19 protein-coding genes are annotated in these 20,201 nt (G+C 42.9%); 9 read left to right on the top strand and 10 right to left on the bottom strand.

What is annotated here, in order from left to right; all coding sequences use genetic code 11:
• Positions 1 to 2: 2 nt before the first annotated feature.
• The 6 genes from tyrR to pspA all read right to left on the bottom strand — a co-directional run bounded on the left by tyrR (position 3) and on the right by pspA (position 5,653).
• Entirely contained in the window at positions 3 to 1,586 is a 1,584-nt protein-coding gene (tyrR, locus tag C5470_RS03445) for a transcriptional regulator TyrR (RefSeq protein WP_166285971.1), read from the bottom strand.
• 257 nt (positions 1,587 to 1,843) lie between these two features.
• The gene (locus C5470_RS03440) at positions 1,844 to 2,908 is read right to left on the bottom strand and encodes a YcjF family protein (protein WP_166285969.1); all 1,065 of its coding nucleotides are present in this window, start codon (positions 2,906 to 2,908) and stop codon (positions 1,844 to 1,846) included.
• Positions 2,905 to 4,302 (bottom strand): YcjX family GTP-binding protein, encoded by a 1,398-nt coding sequence (locus C5470_RS03435; protein ID WP_166285967.1) that lies wholly within the window; start codon positions 4,300 to 4,302, stop codon positions 2,905 to 2,907. Before C5470_RS03435 ends, C5470_RS03440 begins: the two co-directional genes overlap by 4 nt.
• Before the next feature lie 68 nt (positions 4,303 to 4,370).
• Positions 4,371 to 4,724, bottom strand: a complete 354-nt coding sequence (gene pspC / locus C5470_RS03430) for an envelope stress response membrane protein PspC (RefSeq protein ID WP_166285965.1) — start codon at positions 4,722 to 4,724, stop codon at positions 4,371 to 4,373.
• The gene (pspB, locus tag C5470_RS03425) at positions 4,724 to 4,942 is read right to left on the bottom strand and encodes an envelope stress response membrane protein PspB (protein ID WP_021325598.1); all 219 of its coding nucleotides are present in this window, start codon (positions 4,940 to 4,942) and stop codon (positions 4,724 to 4,726) included. The genes pspC and pspB overlap by 1 nt, the downstream gene beginning before the upstream one ends.
• 36 nt (positions 4,943 to 4,978) lie before the next feature.
• Positions 4,979 to 5,653 carry a phage shock protein PspA gene (gene pspA, locus C5470_RS03420; protein ID WP_166285963.1) on the bottom strand — a complete coding sequence of 225 codons (675 nt, stop codon included), beginning with the start codon at positions 5,651 to 5,653 and terminating at the stop codon, positions 4,979 to 4,981.
• A gap of 182 nt (positions 5,654 to 5,835) precedes the next feature.
• Here pspA and pspF point away from each other — a divergent pair, with 182 nt between their 5' ends.
• From pspF to gstA, 9 genes are all read left to right on the top strand, one after another.
• Complete coding sequence (gene pspF / locus C5470_RS03415) at positions 5,836 to 6,840, top strand: phage shock protein operon transcriptional activator (RefSeq protein WP_166285961.1); 1,005 nt, start codon at positions 5,836 to 5,838, stop codon at positions 6,838 to 6,840.
• A 258-nt stretch (positions 6,841 to 7,098) separates the two neighbouring features.
• On the top strand, positions 7,099 to 8,763 hold the full coding sequence (gene sapA, locus C5470_RS03410) for an ABC transporter substrate-binding protein SapA (RefSeq protein ID WP_166285959.1): 1,665 nt from the start codon (positions 7,099 to 7,101) through the stop codon (positions 8,761 to 8,763).
• The gene (gene sapB, locus C5470_RS03405; RefSeq protein WP_166285957.1) at positions 8,760 to 9,725 is read left to right on the top strand and encodes a putrescine export ABC transporter permease SapB; all 966 of its coding nucleotides are present in this window, start codon (positions 8,760 to 8,762) and stop codon (positions 9,723 to 9,725) included. The genes sapA and sapB overlap by 4 nt, the downstream gene beginning before the upstream one ends.
• A complete protein-coding gene (sapC, locus tag C5470_RS03400; protein ID WP_166285955.1) occupies positions 9,712 to 10,602 on the top strand; it encodes a putrescine export ABC transporter permease SapC in 891 nt (296 codons plus the stop codon). The genes sapB and sapC overlap by 14 nt, the downstream gene beginning before the upstream one ends.
• Positions 10,602 to 11,594, top strand: a complete 993-nt coding sequence (gene sapD, locus C5470_RS03395; protein ID WP_166285953.1) for a putrescine export ABC transporter ATP-binding protein SapD — start codon at positions 10,602 to 10,604, stop codon at positions 11,592 to 11,594. Before sapC ends, sapD begins: the two co-directional genes overlap by 1 nt.
• Entirely contained in the window at positions 11,595 to 12,404 is an 810-nt protein-coding gene (gene sapF, locus C5470_RS03390) for a putrescine export ABC transporter ATP-binding protein SapF (RefSeq protein ID WP_166285951.1), read from the top strand.
• A 174-nt stretch (positions 12,405 to 12,578) separates the two neighbouring features.
• Positions 12,579 to 13,367, top strand: coding sequence for an enoyl-ACP reductase FabI (fabI, locus tag C5470_RS03385; RefSeq protein WP_166285949.1), 789 nt, complete (start codon positions 12,579 to 12,581; stop codon positions 13,365 to 13,367).
• A 415-nt stretch (positions 13,368 to 13,782) separates the two neighbouring features.
• Positions 13,783 to 14,541: a hypothetical protein gene (locus C5470_RS03380; RefSeq protein ID WP_166285947.1), complete on the top strand. Its 759-nt coding sequence runs from the start codon at positions 13,783 to 13,785 to the stop codon at positions 14,539 to 14,541.
• Positions 14,542 to 14,908: 367 nt separating this feature from the next.
• On the top strand, positions 14,909 to 15,514 hold the full coding sequence (gstA, locus tag C5470_RS03375; protein WP_166285945.1) for a glutathione transferase GstA: 606 nt from the start codon (positions 14,909 to 14,911) through the stop codon (positions 15,512 to 15,514).
• Positions 15,515 to 15,585: 71 nt separating this feature from the next.
• Here the strand turns inward: gstA and pdxY are convergent, their stop codons facing one another.
• The 4 genes from pdxY to anmK form a co-directional block, all read right to left on the bottom strand.
• Entirely contained in the window at positions 15,586 to 16,449 is an 864-nt protein-coding gene (gene pdxY, locus C5470_RS03370) for a pyridoxal kinase PdxY (protein ID WP_166285943.1), read from the bottom strand.
• 224 nt (positions 16,450 to 16,673) lie between these two features.
• Positions 16,674 to 17,948 carry a tyrosine--tRNA ligase gene (gene tyrS / locus C5470_RS03365; RefSeq protein ID WP_166285941.1) on the bottom strand — a complete coding sequence of 425 codons (1,275 nt, stop codon included), beginning with the start codon at positions 17,946 to 17,948 and terminating at the stop codon, positions 16,674 to 16,676.
• 244 nt (positions 17,949 to 18,192) lie between these two features.
• Positions 18,193 to 18,846 (bottom strand): pyridoxamine 5'-phosphate oxidase, encoded by a 654-nt coding sequence (pdxH, locus tag C5470_RS03360; RefSeq protein ID WP_166285939.1) that lies wholly within the window; start codon positions 18,844 to 18,846, stop codon positions 18,193 to 18,195.
• 48 nt (positions 18,847 to 18,894) lie between these two features.
• Positions 18,895 to 20,007 (bottom strand): anhydro-N-acetylmuramic acid kinase, encoded by a 1,113-nt coding sequence (anmK, locus tag C5470_RS03355; protein ID WP_166286340.1) that lies wholly within the window; start codon positions 20,005 to 20,007, stop codon positions 18,895 to 18,897.
• Positions 20,008 to 20,201: the final 194 nt, after the last annotated feature.

Below are 20,201 nucleotides of genomic sequence, written 5' to 3'. Positions count from 1 at the left end.
TTTCACTCATCATTATCCAATTCATGCCCAGTAGAATGCTTCCTGCTACTCAGGCCATATTCTCTCAATTTATTGGCAATCGCAGTATGCGATACCCCAAGGCGTTTAGCCAGTTTACGAGTACTTGGGTAGTGCCGGTAAAGACGCGTTAATACCGAGCGTTCAAAACGTTTACTGATTTCATCCAGAGAACCATTGAACACATCTTCACTAAAAGAGATCTCTGTTTCAAATTCCGGCAGTTGTATATCCCGCGGAGCCAGCTCCATATTTTCAAGCTGAGTCAATGCCCGATAGATGGCATTCTGTAACTGCCTTACGTTACCGGGCCAACTGTAACTAGACAGAAAGTGAGAAAGTTCAGGGGACAGTTTAGGTTTCGGAACCCCTTGTTCTTCAGCAAAGCGCTCAATAAAGTATTCCACCAGCGGCATAATATCCGCTTTACGATCACGCAGGGGCGGAAGCATAATAGTCAGTACATTAAGGCGATAATAGAGATCTTCACGGAATTCCCCCCGTTGTACTAATTCAACCAGGTTTTTCTGTGTAGCACAAATAACTCTGACATTCACTTTGACTTCGTTTTCTTCCCCTACTCTGCGGAAAGTCCCATCATTAAGAAAACGCAGCAGCTTAATCTGCATCTGTGGCGACATTTCGCCAATTTCATCCAGCAAAACAGTGCCACCATTGGCCTGCTCAAAGAAACCTTTTTTCCCTTCAATGGCATTAGGATAAGCACCGGCAGCATAGCCAAACAGTTCGCTTTCTACGACATCATCCGGCATAGATGCACAGTTTAATCCCAGAAAAGGTTGTTTCCCGCGCAAGCTGTGCAAATGACAAGCTTTTGCCAAAATATCTTTACCGGTTCCTGTCTCACCAATCAGAAGCAGTGGCGCATCCAGCATCGCCATTTTACGGGCCTGCTCAATAATCTGAGCCATTTTTGGGCTAACGGAGATAATTTTTCTAAACTCACCACCATCATTGACAGTCAGTTTTTTCAGTTGATGGCCTATCCGGGCAGCAGATTTGAGCATAATCACAGTGCCGACACACTGTATTTGCTGCTTTTCGTCAGTCAGTTGAATTGGCATAATATCCATTAGGTAGTCCAGACCTTTGAGCGTTATCCTTTCCACACGTTGCTGGGTATTTTTATTTTCAAACCAACGCGTGAAGTTATAACCGCTGATAAACTGCCCGATAGGTTTTTGGTAAATTTCTTCCTCACTAACGCCAAACAGCTTGAACACAGCAGAGTTAACAAGCTCAATATTTCCTTTTAGATCAACTGAAAAAACAGGCTCAGGCAAAGATTCCAACAGTGCGCACATCGCTTTGTGTTCTCTTTCCGAAGGTAGAAAAGAGACCGTACGAACATCAATAACACCATTAATACGGCGAATCTCTGCCATTAATCTACGGAATATATTGAAATCAACGGGTGAAAAATTAAGATAAATCCGGCCAGTTTGGGATATTTCCACCCCTTTCAAATCAATGTCCTGTAATACCAGTAGATCAAGCAATTCCCGGGTCAACCCGATTCGATCATGGCAAATAACTTCTAAGCGCATCTGTTTTTGACCTTATTTACACTAATACATATAATTTTTCTAAATACTACTCTCTACGATTATTCATATGAAGCATTCTGTCAGTAAAAATTGACAAGACTCCGGTTTTTTAGTGGAGTAAATAACACAGCATGAGAAACTTTCACTAAAATAAACAGGTTCTAAGATTAACTATAAAACGGTTTAATAAAATAACGTAAAATTCTGCCGTTATCTGGATATTTTGTGCGTTAGTATAGAATTAAAGTATATATCATTTAATCAACTGTGTTCTTAGATTTATTTGGCAGGATATTCTTAAGCTGAATGATTAACTGGCGACGGAAATCTCCTAATTTAGGTTTATCACCTTCTATCCAAGGCAATGGCCTGCATAACTCCATCGCTTTAATGCCAAGCCGGGCTGTCAATAAACCCACACCGATCCCTTGAGCGGCTCTGGCAGAAAGACGCGCGGCGATATCCTGAGATAACCAATCCATCCCAACTTCCCGCACCACCTCTGAAACACCCGAAAAAACAATATTAAGCAAAACAAGACGGAAAAGCCGAATACGACTGAAATATCCTAGTTCAATGCCATACAGTGCCGCAATACGATTAATCAGCCGGATATTGCGCCAGGCAATAAATGCCATATCGATAATCGCCAACGGGCTGACAGCTATCATTAATGCCGATTCCGCCGCATAGCGACTGATCTCAGCTCTTGCTTGAGCATCCAAAACAGGCTGAACCAATTTACCGTATAAGGCCACCACTTCACGATCGTTATGTGTATCATGTAAAGCAGCCTGCCAGCGCTGTAACGCCGGATGATGCGGTTCAATACCCGCCTGACTTGCCAACTTTTCGCAAAATGCCCGGCCTTTACCCACACCATGATGTTGCAATAGCGCTCTCGCTGTATCACGTTCTTCAGCACGCATTCTTAGCCGGTAGAGACGACGCCATTCACTGACCACGGAACCAATACCCGCAAATACGATCATTCCCCCCGCCGCTGCCACACCTAACGCAATCCAATCCTGTTGCTGCCATGATCGATAAATCCACTGCACAGACTGAGCAACAACGCTTATTCCCAGTAAAATCAGAGCGCCATAGACCATTTTACGCCAATAACTGCACCTGGGTTTCAATTCCGCCTTCACTATTCCTTCTACCTGACCTTCACCCTCTTCAGCCTCAAACTCTGGTGAAACAGGACAGAAATGCGCCGTGTCTTTTCCATCAAAGATCTGAGCGGGTTTTAAAACCGGCTCTTTCGGCTCCAATAAGGGTTCTTCAAAGTCAATTCTTGGCTTCAGGGAATCTGTCATTTCATTTTATCTCCCAGTAAAAACTCCAGCACGGTATCCAACCGGATATGCGGCAATGGTGTATCAATATTTACCTGACGGGGGCTGAATTCTTCGAAACAGAAACCCTGCTTTTGCCAGAAATTATCCTCAGGCAAACAACGAGGCACCTCACCGGGGAAAAATGTCAGTAACTTACCATCTGTCAGGCGATGTCCTTTCAGCGCCGGAACGTTTTCGCCATGATGTTCAATCATTCCACTTTCTGTCGCCCGTACCGACGCCAAACCAACACAATCCATGCTGATACCTTCAAAAGCCGCATTTTGTCTGGCCTCCTGCACCAACTGTTGCAGTAAAGCAACCAGATTAGCATGCTGCTCTGCGGTAACATGATCAGCCTTACTGGCAGCAAACATTAACTTGTCAATGCAAGGCGAAAACAGGCGGCGGAAGAGTGTTCGTTTACCATAATGGAAACTCTGCATTAATTGTGTCAACGCCAGACGCATATCATTAAACACATGTGGCCCGCTGTTTAATGGCTGCAAGCAATCTACCAACACAATTTGCCGATCAAAACGCAGAAAATGCTCTTTATAAAACCCCTTCACGACCGACTGACAGTAATATTCAAAACGCTTACGCAACATACCGATATTAGTGTGTTGATCTGCCTGAGCAAACTGTATTTCAGTGATATGGCCGATATCCGGCCACGGAAAAAATTGTAAAGCCGGAGCCCCCATCATTTCACCCGGCAGAACAAATCTTCCCGGCTGAATAAAATGTAATCCTTGGTCTTTGCATTTAATCAGGTATTCCGTATATGCCTGAGCAATAGCGGCCAATAAATTCTCATCTGCCAATGCCAGTGGATCGCACTGTTTGCAAAGTTCCAGCCAGGGTTTTGCCCATTCGGCTCTCTGTCCCTGCAATAAACCATTCATCTGGCGTGACCATGCTAAATAACTTTGCGCCAACATCGGCAAATCCAACAGCCATTCGCCGGGATAATCGACAATTTCCAGAGATAATGTGGCAGTTTCTTTAAAATGGCGCAGCAGAGAATTCTCAGAACGGTAACGAAGTGCCAAACGGATTTCACTGACACCCCGTGTCGGGACCGGCCAGGCGGGAGATGTACCATAAAGCGCGGTCAATCCTTCATCATAAGCAAAACGAGGAACACCCAAATCCCGTTGGGGAACCCGTTTTACCCCCAGCAGGCGACCATCACGCACAGCGGAAAATAGCGGCAACCGTGCGCCGCTATTGAGATAAAGTAACTGATTAACCAATGATGTGATAAACGCTGTTTTACCACTACGGCTTAATCCTGTAACAGCTAACCGTAAATGACGATCCATCCCGCGATTAACAAGCGCAGTTAATTCGTTTTGTAGCCGTTTCATGTTTGTCCTAGGGTAAGTATCTTACGACAATTTTATTATGTCAGCCCGGCAATATACCATTCTTACTCTCAAAGCTGTCTGAAACGACTGCGAACACTGAATGTTTCTGAGGTGACATAACGCTCCATTTGACGCAGACGAAGCTCACCCGCTTTCAATTGACAATCTGCTTCATTCAGTAATTTCTGTACCGAAAAACCGGTTTCTTCGGTATAACTGGCCGGTGCCGGATCCAAGACGAAAACCAGTACAATATAAGCAATAACGACTAAACCAAACAGGCCAAAGAACAGTGACAATATAGCCATTGCCCGAATTAAACCTACGGGTACATCAAAATAGTAAGCCAACCCAGCGCAAACACCTTTAATCTTGCCTTTCTCAGGTATTCGGTACAGTTTCCGGCGGTTATAATTCGACATTATGATTGCCTCCAGTCAGGATGCTCCGCATCCAGAATATCTTCCAGTGTTTTGATTCGTGCCTGCATATGCTGTACACGCTCTGCCAGGCGCTGAACTTCATTCTGATCCAACTGACTTTGGTTTGAATTCCGGCTGTTATAATGCAACCACAGCCAGATAGGTAAAACAAAAAGCACAAAGATAATCAGTGGAATGCCAATAAATATAGAGCTCATCACTTTTCCTTAATGGTGAGTTGAGTGCACCAACATTTAATGCTGTTCTTTATTAGCATTTATTTTAGCTTTCATTGCTGCTAACTGCGCACTAATTTCATCGTCCGCTTTTAATTCAGCAAACTGTTGATCCAGGGATTTTTGTTTTCCCATACCCACAGTTTCCGCTTCAGCCTCCATATGATCAATACGGCGTTCAAATTGCTCGAAGCGAGCCATTGCCTCATCAATTTTACCGCTGTCTAACTGGCGACGAACCTGTCGGGAAGAAGCGGCAGCCTGATGACGCAAGGCCAATGCTTGCTGTCTTGCCCGGGTTTCACCGAGTTTGTTTTCAAGCTCAGTGACTTCCCCTTTCATGCGCTCAAGGGTTTCTTCCAGTATGGTTAATTCATGCTTCAATGTATCCACTAAAGCAGCAACTTTCTGTTTTTCAATCAGTGCTGACCGAGCCAAATCTTCTCTGTCTTTATTCAGTGCCAACTCCGCTTTTTCCTGCCAGTCATGTACTTGCTGTTCACCTGACATAATGCGACGAGATAACTGTTTTTTTTCTGCCAGCGTACGCGCAGAAGTTGAGCGGATTTCAACCAAAGTATCTTCCATTTCCTGAATCATCAGGCGAATCATTTTGTGCGGATCTTCCGCTTTATCCAGTAATGAAGAGATGTTGGCGTTCACGATATCAGCAAAACGAGAGAAAATACCCATAGTAAATTATCCTCTTTGATTAAGATTTTCAGATTTGTTGTACGACTAATGACATACCATCAAGAATCGTGCCAACTTTTTATTCATTTTATCCACATGAAATATAAAGAAATCTTTTTCTTTGACTTTTTATCATAACGAAATAGAGTGGTCATAATAACTAACTGTTGGCGAAAATAACCATGAATGAAGTTGCAGAAAACCTATTAGGTGAAGCAAACAGCTTTATTGAAATTCTGGAGCAGGTATCCGCGCTGGCAAAATTAAATAAACCAGCGCTGGTTATTGGTGAACGCGGAACAGGCAAGGAGCTGATTGCCCGCCGTCTGCATTACCTGTCTCCCCGTTGGCAAGGGCCATTTATCTCCCTAAACTGCGCTGCGCTGAACGAAAATTTATTAGATTCAGAACTCTTTGGTCATGAGGCTGGCGCATTTACCGGCGCGCAAAAAAAGCATCAAGGAAGATTTGAACGTGCTGATGGTGGAACACTGTTTCTTGATGAACTGGCAACTGCCCCCATGCAGGTTCAGGAAAAGTTATTGCGCGTCATTGAATATGGACATCTTGAGCGTGTTGGTGGCAGCCAGCCATTGCAAGTCGATGTTCGGCTGATATGCGCGACCAATGATAATCTGCCTGCAATGGCAGACAAGGGTAAATTCCGTGCTGATTTACTCGATAGACTCGCGTTTGATGTGGTTCAAATCCCGCCATTGCGCCAAAGGCAGCAGGACATTATGTTACTGGCACAGCATTTTGCTATTCAGATGTGCCGCGAGTTGGATTTGCCATTATTTCCCGGCTTCACTGAACAGGCAAAGCAACGATTACAGAATTACAACTGGCCCGGTAATATCCGGGAGCTGAAAAATGTGGTGGAACGTTCTGTTTATCGCCACGGCGAAAATTTCGATCAACTTGATAATATTGTTATTAACCCATTCGTTTCTGCGCAGCATTCTCTAGTCAATGTTGATGACAGTAACGATTTATCTTCACCGCCTCTGCCTTCCCTGCCGGTTAATCTGAAACAATGGCAACACGACAGCGAACGACAATTATTAGAATTATCATTAGAGGCAAATAGGTTTAATCAGAGAAAAGCGGCAGAAAATCTCGGACTGACCTATCATCAATTGCGCGGCTTAATAAAGAAACATAAGATCAGTACAAACGATAAGTGATCCGAATGACAGATAAAAAAAAGCCAGCACCCGAGCTGGCTAAAAAAACACTGGAAGCAATGTGAGCAATGTCGTGCCTTTCCTAGGATAACAAAAACTGTTCCCCGGAAGTGCGATAAAGATGATAATGTTTCTCAATACGATTTGTAAAGCACTTTATTGAGAATTTTTCTCATTATCGTCATCGTCCTGTTTTTTTGGGCTCAAGCGCTAATTGAGATACAATGTGTCAATTCTAATTAATAACAGATGGCTTATATGCGTAGTTTGATTTATTGGATTATATTATTCCTCTCAGCTCCGGCTATTGCAGAGACAATGTCTACGCCTGAAAAAAAGCCCCGGGTTCCAGCTGATATCCGGCAGCAAGGATTTGTTTATTGCGTTAGTGGTAACCTGAATACCTTTAATCCGCAGCTGACCACCAGCGGTTTAACCGTTGATACTCTGGCAGCACAGCTCTATGAACGTCTATTGGATGTCGATCCTTATACTTACCGTCTGCTGCCTGAATTAGCCTCCCGCTGGGAGACGCTGGATGATGGTGCGACCTACCGTTTTTATTTGCGCCATGATGTCTCATTTCAATCAACAGGCTGGTTTACTCCAACCCGTAAAATGAATGCCGATGACGTCATTTTTAGCTTTCAGCGCCTGTTTGATAAGCAACACTATTATCATTATGTCAATGGTGGGCATTATCCCTATTTTGACAGTCTCCAGTTTGCCGATTCTATTCAAAGTATCCGCAAAATTGATAAATATACGGTGGAATTTCGCCTGAACGAACCCGATGCTTCTTTCCTTTGGCATTTGGCAACTCACTATGCCCCAATACTTTCACAAGAATATGGGCAGCAATTGCATGAACTGAACCGCCATGAGCAAATTGACTGGAAACCTGTCGGCACAGGCCCATTTATGCTGGAAAATCATCGAACCAGGCAATTTATTCGTCTGGTTCGCCATGATAAATACTGGAAAGGCAAGCCGCAGATGCAACAAATCGTTATTGACGTCGGCGCCGGGGGCACCGGAAGAATGTCTAAACTTTTAACTGGCGAATGTGATGTATTAGCTTATCCCGCGGCCAGTCAGCTTAAAGTCCTGCGGGACGATCCCCGCCTGCGCCTCACTTTACGCCCAGGAATGAATATCGCTTATCTGGCTTTCAATACCAGCAAACCACCGCTTGATAAATTACAGGTTCGACAAGCCATTGCCTACGCGATTAATAACCAGCGGCTGATGCAATCCATTTATTATGGAACGGCGGAAACCGCCGCCTCAATTTTACCGCGGGCATCATGGGCTTATGATAATCAAGCTGAAATTACAGAATACAACCCGGAAAAATCCCGCAAAATGCTCAATGACCTTGGATTGAACGGTATGCAATTGAGCTTATGGGTCCCTTCCGCTTCTCAATCTTATAATCCAAGTCCACTCAAAATGGCAGAATTGATCCAGGCTGATTTAGCACAGGTGGGGATTACCATGCATATCAAACCTGTTGAGGGTCGCTTTCAGGAAACTAAACTGATGGATAAATCCCATGATATGACGCTATCAGGCTGGTCCACCGACAGTAATGATCCAGACAGTTTTTTCCGGCCATTGTTGAGTTGCGCGGCGATCGCTTCACAGACAAATTTCAGCCATTGGTGTAATCCAGTATTTGATAAGATCTTGCAACAGGCCTTGATTAACCAACAATTATTATCCCGAATTAAGTATTATCATACTGCTCAACAAATTCTTGAACATCAACTACCGGTATTACCTTTAGCCTATTCTTTGCGCTTGCAGGCTTACCGTTACGATATTAAAGGGCTGGTACTCAGTCCATTTGGGAATACCTCTTTTGCCGGGGTTTACCGGGAAAAAGAGACTCACCAGATGGCTCAGAAGGACGACAAATGATTATTTACATTCTCCGTCGTCTGCTACTGCTGATTATCACGCTATTTTTCCTGTCGCTGATAAGTTTCAGCCTCAGTTATTTTACTCCTAATGCGCCCCTTGGCGGAGCATCCCTGTTTGACGCTTATACATTCTATTTCCACAGCTTATTGCTATGGGATTTTGGTGTATCCAGTATTAATGGTGAACTCATCAGTGAACAACTAAGGGAAGTATTTCCTGCCACAATGGAGCTCTGTATTCTGGCTTTCTCTGCCGCCTTATTGGCCGGTATTCCACTGGGTATTATTGCGGGGGTGTGGCGTAACAAAACAGCGGATACCGTTATCACTTCCATCGCCTTAGTTGGGTTTTCTATTCCAATTTTTTGGCTAGCGTTATTATTGACCCTGTTTTTTTCCCTTTATCTCGGCTGGCTACCGGTTTCCGGTCGCTTTGATCTGCTATATCAGATTGAGCCTGTGACAGGTTTCTCACTCATTGATGCCTGGTTATCAAAATCACCCTATCGCAATGAGATGATTATCAGTGCCATGCAACATTTGCTCTTGCCCGTGATCACGCTCGCGGTTACACCAACAACCGAAGTTATCCGGCTGATGAGAAACAGTACAGAAGATGTTTTTGGTGAAAACTACATTAAAGCCGCCTCAACCCGGGGTTTATCAAGGCTGACAATTATCCGTCGTCATGTCCTGCATAATGCGCTGCCTCCCATCATTCCGAAACTGGGATTACAATTTTCCACCATGCTGACACTGGCTATGATGACAGAACTGGTATTTAACTGGCCGGGGCTTGGCCACTGGTTAGTCAGTGCAATCCGCCAGCAAGATTACTCCGCTATTTCTGCGGGTGTGATGGTTATTGGCACGCTGGTTATTTTGGTCAATGTTCTGTCTGATATCATTGGCGCAATGACTACCCCTCTGAAGCATAAGGAATGGTATGCCCTTAGATAATTTTTATCGTGAAAAAAAAATGCCGTCACCGATAAAGGTCATCTGGCATTTTTTCTCTTCTGATATGCTGGCAATGACAGGATTTTATGGCGTATTTATTCTGGTTGCCCTAAGTCTGTTTGGGGGGTATCTGGCACCCTATCAGCTCGATCAACAATTTCTTGGGCATCAGTTGCTGCCACCTTCGTGGTCACATCACGGTAATATCGCCTTTTTTTTGGGTACCGATGATCTTGGGCGCGACATTCTCAGCCGATTATTGATAGGTACGGCATCCACATTCGGTTCAGCACTGCTGGTCACGTTGGCAGCGGCTTTATGCGGTCTGATCATCGGCTGTCTGGCAGGCATGACTCGGGGACTGAAATCTGCCGTACTCAATCATATTCTTGATTCATTACTTTCTATCCCTTCATTATTGCTGGCAATTATTATCGTCGCTTTTGTCGGCGCCAGTCTGTCCCATGCCATAATCGCTATTTGGCTGGCGCTATTGCCACGTATCGTTCGCACTGTTTACAGTGCAGTTCATGATGAGTTGGATAAAGAATATGTCATTGCCGCGCGACTGGATGGCGCCTCCAATTATCATATTCTATGGTATGCCGTACTACCGAACATTACCGCCGTATTGGTCAGCGAGCTGACCCGTGCCCTTTCTATTGCCATACTTGATATCGTGTCTCTTGGTTTTCTTGATCTTGGCGCCCAGCTTCCCTCACCTGAATGGGGAGCTATGTTGGGCGATTCACTGGAACTAATCTATGTTGCGCCCTGGACCGTTATGCTACCAGGCGCAGCAATAATGGTAAGTGTCTTGTTAATCAATTTGCTGGGTAATGGATTACACCGTGCAATTAATTCCGGAGTGGAATAATGCCATTACTTGATATTCGCAATCTCACTATTGAATTTATGACTGCCAAAGGACCAGTTAAAGCCGTTGATCGCGTCAGTATCTCACTAACAGAGGGTGAAATACGCGGTCTGGTTGGTGAATCAGGCTCTGGTAAGAGCCTGATTGCCAAGGCGATAAGCGGGGTCACTAAAGATAATCTCAAAGTGACCGCTGACCGTTTTCGCTTCGATGATATTGATCTGCTGCGCCTGACTCCCCGGCAGCGCCGAAAAGTGATTGGCCACAATATTTCAATGATTTTTCAGGAGCCACAATCTTGTCTTGATCCTTCTGAAAATATTGGTCAGCAACTTATTCAGGCAATCCCCGGCTGGACTTATAAAGGTCGTTGGTGGCAACGCTTCAAATGGCGAAAACGTCGGGCTATCGAGTTACTCCACCGGGTAGGAATTAAAGATCATAAAGATATTATGGGTAGTTTCCCTTACGAATTAACTGAAGGGGAATGTCAGAAAGTCATGATTGCTATCGCATTGGCTAACCAACCGCGCTTGCTGATTGCAGATGAACCCACTAATGCGATGGAACCAACCACTCAAGCTCAGATTTTCCGTCTGTTAGCACGATTGAATCAGAACAATAACACCACTATTTTACTGATAAGCCATGACTTGCAAATCATGAGCAAACTAGTGGATCGCATTAATGTTCTGTATTGTGGTCAAACTGTCGAAAGCGCCGCGCCCAATGAATTACTGGTAACACCACACCATCCCTATACACAAGCGTTAAGCCGCGCTATTCCCGATTTCGGTAGCTCTCTACCCCATAAAAGCAGGTTAAATACATTGCCAGGCGCCATTCCATCCCTTGAACATCTGCCCATCGGCTGCCGTTTAGGTCCACGCTGCCCTTACGCACAAAAAACCTGTATTGAAACACCACGGTTGCGGGTAATTAGAAACCATGCTTTTGCCTGCCATTTTCCATTGAATCTGGAGGAACAGTAATTGGTTAATACTTTGCTGGAAGTCAAGAACTTAGCTAAAACTTTCCGTTATCGTACTGGTTTTTTTCATCGTCAACATCTTGACGCGGTAAGGCCTGTCAGCTTCACTTTAAAAGCAAAACAGACCCTGGCAATTATTGGTGAAAACGGTTCTGGAAAATCAACCCTGGCAAAAATGCTTTCAGGTGTCATGGAACCCACTTCCGGCGAAATCATGATTGAAGGGCATAAACTCACTTATGGTGATTATAGCTATCGCAGTCAACGCATTCGCATGATATTTCAGGATCCAAGCACCTCACTGAATCCTCGCCAGCGGATTGGGCAAATCCTTGATGTTCCTCTTCTGCTCAATACAGAACTCAATACAACCGAACGGGAAAAACGGATCAATCAAACATTGCGGCAAGTTGGCCTGTTACCTGACCATGCCAATTATTACCCCCATATGTTAGCCTCAGGCCAAAAACAGCGGGTCGCATTGGCGCGCGCATTGATATTACAACCTCAGATTATTATTGCGGATGAGGCTCTGGCATCACTTGATATGTCTATGCGCTCTCAAATAATTAATCTGATGTTGGAATTACAGGAAAAACACGGTATTTCTTATCTCTATGTTACCCAGCATCTTGGCATGATGAAACATATCAGCGATCAGGTCCTGGTCATGCATCAAGGAGAGGTTGTCGAACGGGGAAATACAGCTGAAGTGTTGGCTTCCCCTCTGCATGATATGACCCGCCGCCTGATCGCCAGCCATTTCGGTGAACCACTCACCTCTGATGCTTGGCGACAGGATATTCCCTAATGCATACAAAACGATAATCACTGCTCGGAGCAGAACGCAAAATACAGCACATTTCTCTCCAGCGTGATAGAATCACTGGGTTTATTAACAATAAAATGCCATATTGATATTGTCTCTGTTAGCAATTTTAATCCATTAATATCATTATTGGCGTTATCACACAAGGATACTGTTATGGGCTTTATGACCGGCAAGCGCATTCTGATCACTGGCGTCGCCAGTAAACTCTCCATCGCTTATGGTGTTGCAAAAGCAATGCATGATCAGGGAGCCGAACTGGCTTTCACTTATCAGAATGACAAGTTGAAACCGCGTGTTGAAGAATTTGCTGCTTCCCTGGGCTCTACTATCGTTCTACCTTGCGATGTTGCTGAAGATAAAAGTATTGAAGCCCTGTTCACTGAATTGGCAAAAGTCTGGCCAAAATTCGATGGCTTTGTTCACTCCATTGGTTTTGCACCTGCTGATCAATTAGATGGTGACTATGTGAATGCCGTTACCCGTGAAGGTTTCAAAATCGCACACGACATCAGTTCTTATAGCTTTGTTGCTATGGCAAAAACTTGCCGTGAAATGCTGAATCCACATTCTGCTTTACTGACCCTCACCTATTTAGGGGCAGAGCGTGCAATCCCTAACTATAACGTGATGGGCCTGGCAAAAGCGTCTCTGGAAGCTAACGTGCGTTATATGGCTAATACTATGGGTGCGGAAGGTATTCGTGTTAACGGTATCTCTGCCGGCCCTATCCGCACTTTAGCCGCTTCTGGCATCAAAGATTTCCGTAAAATGCTGGCTCACTGTGAATCCATTAACCCAATTCGCCGTACTGTGACAACTGAAGATGTCGGTAACGCTGCGGCATTTTTGTGTTCGGATCTGTCCGGCGGTATTACTGGTGAAATCCTGCATGTTGACGGTGGTTTTAGTATTGCAGCAATGAATGAGTTGGAATTGAGATAATCCGATTAATCATCCTTAATGATTAGCGTAAAAGGCCGGGAAAATGAGTTTTTCAGGCCTTTTATTATTGATAAAAATAATACATTAATTTCCTAATTAAATTATCACTTATAGATAAAGATTAATTTTAAATTAAAATATAAAAAACATTTTTGAAAATCGATTAAAGCCTTTATAATTAAGGGGTTAAATGATATCACCTTATGATTATTTTAATGAAATAAAAAATATTATCTCATTTCCTTGCACTAATCAGTAATCTGTCCTTTAATATAATCAATAAGTTAACTTTCATAAAGTCGATTATCAGTACAATATTTTATTTTTATTATCATTTTAACCTTTTAGTTCAGATATTATATTTCATACTTTTATAGGGTTTAATAATGTTTATTATTTTAGCAAGGTGAATAAAATGAAAAATGACTTTTTAATTATATCCAATATGTTTAAATCAATTACGAATATAACACTACCAGAATGTCTGAAAAATTATGACTCCTCACAAGAAATTGAATATTTTTGGGATGAGTTTAGTCGATCATTATATGGCTGGCCATCAGCATTGGAAAATTATGAGTATGCATATAAATTCGATGAACAAGATATTGACACAATTATTAATAATATAAAAAAAGTAACAAATTATTTAGGATCACTTGGCTGTGGATATCTGGGTCATGGTTATATTGCCAGAATCAGTCATACATTGAAAGAAATTGAATCAGATTTTAGTAAGGTAAATGATTTTATTTCAAAAATAACACAACCATTTGAAACAGCTAAAGTTAATTTTGAGTGTAAGAAAAATTTCGCAGAAAAAACACATATAAAAATCCAAAAATTATTAAAAAACATTCCCAACGAAGAAGATAAAAAACAAATATATAAAATATCTTTATTGATGAAAGAAATTATTTTAAACATATCAGATGTTTCATTTAGCCTGAAAACTATAAACAATTCAGTGAGTAGGCTTAATGGACAAATCAGAGTAATTAATAACACTTATAATGATTTAATTGAACATTTTAATAAAGAAAATAAAAAAGATATTTTCACAAGAAATTATAGGCAATGCATGGTTTATTTTAGTGACTTGACAAATAAATTCAATTTATTTTCTTATGATTATAAATCATTTAATAAGAATAATATATTAATTATCTTATAAGTAATACAATATTAATTTTGAAATTATCAATAATCTCTATTATTCATTTTTCATAATATAATTAGATGTAAATATGCTATATAACAAAAAATGCTGATCAGTTCTGGATAAGTAATTGTATCCAGAATTGACGATAGATTTCTATATTAGCTACCAATCTATTAAAAAAATTACAAAAAGAACAGAATATCAATTACATAGAAAAATCTCATCACGATACAATCACACCACCTCATATCTGTTTAATTATCAATTTGACATAACATATTCCCATATGTCGTGGTAATATATATCAAGGCTATGACAAACGCCGGACTGAGTTCCTTTGTCCCATTATTCATTACCGGAAATTTTTAAGGAGCGATACATGAAACTTTATTACCAACCTGGAGCTTGCTCCCTATCTCCTCACATCATACTTCGTGAAGCAGGGATTGATTTCAGTGTTATTAAAGTTGATCTAAAAACGAAAAAAACGGAGAACGGTGACAACTTTCTCGCAGTTAACCCAAAAGGCCAGGTGCCTACTCTCCTGTTAGATAACAATGAGATCCTTACCGAAGGATCTGTAATTGTTCAGTATATTGCAGACCAGAAACCGGAAAGAAAATTAATTGCACCCGCTGGGACGATGGAGCGATATCACCAGCTTGAATGGCTCAGTTATATTTCCAGTGAAATTCATAAAGGATATTCGCCACTGTTTTTACCAGGAACACCGGAAGATTATCGTCCTGTTGCCATTAGTAATCTGTTTAAAAAGTTCAATTATATAAATGAAGTATTGGCAAAACAGCCCTACATTACCGGAGATAATTTTACTGTTGCTGACGCCTATTTATTTACGGTCAGTAGCTGGGCACCTTTGGTTCAGCTAGATTTATCCGGCCTGATACATCTTAAAGCTTATCAGGAAAAAATTGCAGAACGCCCAAATGTTCGTGATGCATTGAAAGCTGAAGGATTAATTTGATTTACAGATAAATAAACCGTTCCACACAACCTCAGTGGAACGGTTAAATACATTATTAATCTAATTACGTATTAATCTAATTGTGTCGCACGGAATTCATGGTCAGGTGTCACCATTCTGTCTTGAGCAGCTACAATCTGTAACTCATATTCGTTCATATCTTTGGTTGTTATCATCACTTCATAAACCGCAGCAGCGACATGTTCAAGAGCGGTTTGTAAAGACTCTCCTTTTAATAGATTAACTAATAGCAAACCGCTGGTTAAATCACCAACGCCAACCGGCTGACGTTCGCCAAAATCCACCAAAAGCCGACTAACATGCCAACTATGCTTTTGAGTCACTAATAACATTTCAAAACGATCAGCCCGATAACCAGCACGACTAAGGTGTTTAACCAGTACAACATCCGGCCCTCTTTCGCACAGAGATCGAGCAGCCGTAACCACCTGTTCTACATTGGTCACTTTCTGCATACTGAGCGTTTCAAGCTCCAGCAAATTTGGTGCAATGATATCACTCACAGGGAGCGCTTTTTCACACAAAAAATCAGCAACCCCCGGCACAACAATACAACCCTTTTCTGGATGTCCCATAACAGGATCACAGAAATACCAGGCATCAGGATTCGCCGCTTTTACCCGTTTCACTATATCGATAATATGACTACCCTGCTCTGGTGAACCGATATATCCACTCAGAACCGCACTACAAGATTTGAGCTGTTCAATTTCTTCAATGCCCTGAACGATTTCGGTGAGATGGTCAGCCGGCATAACACACCCTTTCCATTGAGCATATTGGGTGTGATTTGAAAACTGGACAGTGTTCAACGGCCAAACATTTACCCCCATCCGGCGCATAGGGAATTCCGCAGCACTGTTACCAGCGTGCCCAAAGACAACATGAGATTGAATCGAAAGGATATTTTTCACAATTGTGGCCTATATTTTTATTCTGGCTTCTGTTTGTAAGGTAAAATCATGGTAAGAAAAAGGGCAACATTACCATTACCCATTTATACCCTTCATCTTTCAAGTTGCTGCTTTGTTAGCTGCTTTCACTGACCCCAGTCACAGAGTTATCTATGCTCCTGGGGAGGCGTTCACTTGCCGCCGCGCTGCAACTTGAAATCTATTGGGTATATACGCAATATTGGTTATTTCCAGCAGATCAAGCAATCGTGTTTCTTGCCGCGACGCAACAATGTGTAACGACCAAACAGACGATTACTGTCAGTAAACACGTACTCAGGTTCAGACTGCTTTTCACCATTAACTGCAACAGCGTTGGAACTGATCATGGTACGTGCTTGACCACGAGAAGGGACTAACCCAGCATTAACCAAAGCCTGTTGCAAATCTGCACCTTTTTCCAACTCGATTACCGGCATACCATCCTGTGCCAGTTGAGCAAAATCCTCTTCGGTCAAATCAGCAACCGCACCGGAGAACAAACTTTCTGTAATACGTTTAGCAGCCGCCAACCCTTCTGCACCATGCACCATGCCAGTAACTTGCTCTGCCAACACATACTGGGCACGAGGCGCTTTACCACTGTTCCTGTCTTCTTCTTCCAAAGCATCAATATCTTCAAGACTCATAAAGGTAAAGAATTTCAGGAAACGATAGACATCGGCATCCGCAGTGTTAATCCAGAATTGATAGAATTTATATGGACTGGTTTTCTTCGGATCCAACCAAACGGCCCCACCTTCTGTCTTACCAAATTTAGTGCCATCAGATTTAGTGATCAGCGGAACAGTCATACCAAATACTTGTTTCTGGTTGATACGACGGGTTAAATCAATACCAGAAGTAATATTCCCCCACTGGTCAGAACCACCAATCTGCAACTCAACACCATGTACTTCATTCAGGCGGGCAAAGTCATACGATTGCAGCAAGTTATAAGAAAACTCAGTGAAAGAAATACCTACATCATCACGGTTCAGACGCTGCTTAACCGCCTCTTTGTTAATCATCTGATTAACTGAGAAATGCTTGCCAATATCACGCAGGAAAGTCAAAACATCCATGTTGCCAAACCAATCATAATTATTGGCTGTTTTAGCGCTGTTCTCACCACAATCAAAATCCAGGAAAGGTGAAGCCTGCCTGCGGATTTTTTCTACCCACTCTTTAACGGTATCTTCGGTATTCAATTTACGTTCAGTGGCTTTGAAACTTGGATCACCAATCAAACCTGTCGCCCCACCGACCAACGCCACAGGCTTATGCCCGGCCAGTTGGAATCGTTTTAAACACAGCAAGGGAACCAGATGCCCCAAATGCAAGCTGTCAGCGGTCGGATCGAAACCACAATAGAGGGAAACAGGGCCTTGCGCCAGTCTCTCTGCTAACGCATTTTCATCCGTAACCTGGGCAATGAGGCCCCGCTCTTGCAGTTGTTTTATCAGGTTATTGCTAGACATTAATGACTCCATCAGTTTGTTTATTTTGTCTGTTGTATACCCGTTATCTTTCAAGTTGCCTCTTTGTTGGCTGCACTCGCTCACCCCGGTCACATAGTTCGCTATGCTCCCGGGGATTCGCTCCCTTGCCGTCTCGATGCATCTTGAAATCTATAGGGTATATAAATCGCGATTCAAAAAGAGCGCGGCATAGCATAAAACGCCAATACTATAAGTGCCAGTACTAAAAATGGTAATCCACGATTTATGGTGCAAGCCTGTCAATATGCCAGCTATCGCCTTCCCGTTGGTAAATAAACCGGTCATGGAGCCGATTTGCACCACCTTGCCAAAACTCAACAGAGTCAAAGGTCACTTTAAATCCCCCCCAGAAACTGGGTAAAGGAACCTCACCATTTAAGAATTTCTGTTTCAGCTCAAGGAATTTCCCTTCCAAAACACCGCGCGTGGAAATACGGGAAGATTGTTGCGACGCCCATGCAGCAATCTGACTATCTTTGGGGCGACTATGGAAATATTTCACTGCTTCAACAGGAGAAAGACGTTCAGCTTTACCCAGAAAAGAAACCTGCCTTTCCAGTGGATGCCAAGGGAAATGAAGGCTGATTTTGTTATTCTGCGCCAAATGTTTCGCTTTCCGGCTGCCTAAATTTGTATAGAAAACCAAACTATTGGCATCAAAATGCTTCAATAACACAATACGTTGATACGGCTGACCAGTCTCATCGACCGTTGCAATGCACATTGCCGTTGGATCATACAATTTGGCTTCACATGCCTGCTTGAGCCAACGCTCAAAAAGTTCAATGGGTTCTTTGGTCAAATCTTTACGTCTTAACCCGCCACGAACATATTCGCGGCGTAGCTCTGCAACATCAAATTCATTTCGCCCTGACATTATGCAACTCTGCTTATGATTTATCAAATACCAGACAACTTATCATTGTTATTCATTAGTAACAGGATAAATTGCACCTAAAATAGTTTCAGTACTGGCACCAGTGACCGAGGGTAAATTTCCTGTAGCACCTGACATCGTACGGAATGCTAACCAAGCAAATGCCAGCGCTTCCATATCATCACCGCTAAGACCATATTTATCTGTCGGACACACTTCCGTCCCCGGCAATAATGCAGAAAGTCGATTCATTATTTGTGGATTACGCGCGCCACCACCACAAACCAGCAGACGTTCACACCCACCGCTCAACATAATTTGTTGTGACACAGACACCGCCGTCAGTTCGGCCAGTGTGGCCTGAACATCAACAGGAGATACATCAGTGAAATTAATCAATTGTGCCTCCAGCCAGCTCATATTGAAATACTCCCGGCCGGTGCTTTTAGGGGCTGGTCGTGAAAAATAGTGATCAGAAAGCATTTGTCTGAGCAAGCCGTTATTAACGATACCTTCTCGTGCCCATTGACCATCTTTATCATAAGGTTTTTTCTGATGGCACCATACCCAGCTATCCATCAGCATATTACCCGGACCGGTGTCATACCCTTTGACTGACGAGCCAGGTAATAGCGTCGTTATGTTGGCAATACCACCGATATTGAGAATTATCCTGCGTTCTGTTGGATGACCTAACACGGCAAAATGAAAAGCCGGCACTAATGGCGCGCCCTGCCCACCATATGCCATATCCCGCCGGCGAAAATCACCAACAGTCGTCATCCCGGTTAAAGCCGCAATACGGTTATTATCGCCAAGCTGCATGGTGAAAGGCGTGTGACTGTCTGGCTCATGCCAAACGGTCTGCCCATGACACCCCACCGCAATAATCTCATTTGAGGTTAACCCTGTTTTAACCAGTAAACCTTGTACGGCTTCAGCGAATAAAGAACCCAATTCATAATCCAACCTGCCTATTTCGGATAATGTCGTTTGTTGCCCCTGACAAACTGCGAGAATTCTCTGCTTCAGTTCATGTGGGAACGGATGTGAATAACTGGCTTGTTGAGCAACAACTTTATCGTTGATTGCGGCAAGCACTACATCAACCCCATCCAAACTTGTACCCGACATTACACCAATATAGCGACCTGACTTCATAACCATTAATTTGCCTTCCTGCTTAGAATCTACCTTGATAAAATCAGAAACCACGCCAATAACTATAAAGCGCGGTGGTTTTAGCTGTATATGGCTAATAGGAAAACAACGGAATAAAACCTAAGTTTTGGAAACGACTTCACAAAAAATGCGGAATTTTTCATTAATAGCTATTCCTTTTAAAAATCTCTATT

The sequence above is a fragment of the Photorhabdus stackebrandtii genome (genome assembly GCF_011189495.1).
GTDB lineage: Bacteria > Pseudomonadota > Gammaproteobacteria > Enterobacterales > Enterobacteriaceae > Photorhabdus > Photorhabdus khanii.
This window is presented reverse-complemented; position numbering and strand designations above follow the sequence as displayed.

Excerpts from the sequence above, each read along its gene's own strand:
- pspB (WP_021325598.1), bottom strand. The coding sequence starts at position 4,942 with ATGAGCTCTATATTTATTGGCATTCCACTGATTATCTTTGTGCTTTTT.
- sapD (WP_166285953.1), top strand. The coding sequence starts at position 10,602 with ATGCCATTACTTGATATTCGCAATCTCACTATTGAATTTATGACTGCC.
- pdxH (WP_166285939.1), bottom strand. The coding sequence starts at position 18,846 with ATGTCAGGGCGAAATGAATTTGATGTTGCAGAGCTACGCCGCGAATAT.
- C5470_RS03435 (WP_166285967.1), bottom strand. The coding sequence starts at position 4,302 with ATGAAACGGCTACAAAACGAATTAACTGCGCTTGTTAATCGCGGGATG.
- sapC (WP_166285955.1), top strand. The coding sequence starts at position 9,712 with ATGCCCTTAGATAATTTTTATCGTGAAAAAAAAATGCCGTCACCGATA.
- C5470_RS03440 (WP_166285969.1), bottom strand. The coding sequence starts at position 2,908 with ATGACAGATTCCCTGAAGCCAAGAATTGACTTTGAAGAACCCTTATTG.
- C5470_RS03380 (WP_166285947.1), top strand. The coding sequence starts at position 13,783 with ATGAAAAATGACTTTTTAATTATATCCAATATGTTTAAATCAATTACG.
- gstA (WP_166285945.1), top strand. The coding sequence starts at position 14,909 with ATGAAACTTTATTACCAACCTGGAGCTTGCTCCCTATCTCCTCACATC.
- sapA (WP_166285959.1), top strand. The coding sequence starts at position 7,099 with ATGCGTAGTTTGATTTATTGGATTATATTATTCCTCTCAGCTCCGGCT.
- anmK (WP_166286340.1), bottom strand. The coding sequence starts at position 20,007 with ATGAAGTCAGGTCGCTATATTGGTGTAATGTCGGGTACAAGTTTGGAT.
- pspC (WP_166285965.1), bottom strand. The coding sequence starts at position 4,724 with ATGTCGAATTATAACCGCCGGAAACTGTACCGAATACCTGAGAAAGGC.
- sapB (WP_166285957.1), top strand. The coding sequence starts at position 8,760 with ATGATTATTTACATTCTCCGTCGTCTGCTACTGCTGATTATCACGCTA.
- fabI (WP_166285949.1), top strand. The coding sequence starts at position 12,579 with ATGGGCTTTATGACCGGCAAGCGCATTCTGATCACTGGCGTCGCCAGT.
- tyrS (WP_166285941.1), bottom strand. The coding sequence starts at position 17,948 with ATGTCTAGCAATAACCTGATAAAACAACTGCAAGAGCGGGGCCTCATT.
- tyrR (WP_166285971.1), bottom strand. The coding sequence starts at position 1,586 with ATGCGCTTAGAAGTTATTTGCCATGATCGAATCGGGTTGACCCGGGAA.
- pspA (WP_166285963.1), bottom strand. The coding sequence starts at position 5,653 with ATGGGTATTTTCTCTCGTTTTGCTGATATCGTGAACGCCAACATCTCT.
- pspF (WP_166285961.1), top strand. The coding sequence starts at position 5,836 with ATGAATGAAGTTGCAGAAAACCTATTAGGTGAAGCAAACAGCTTTATT.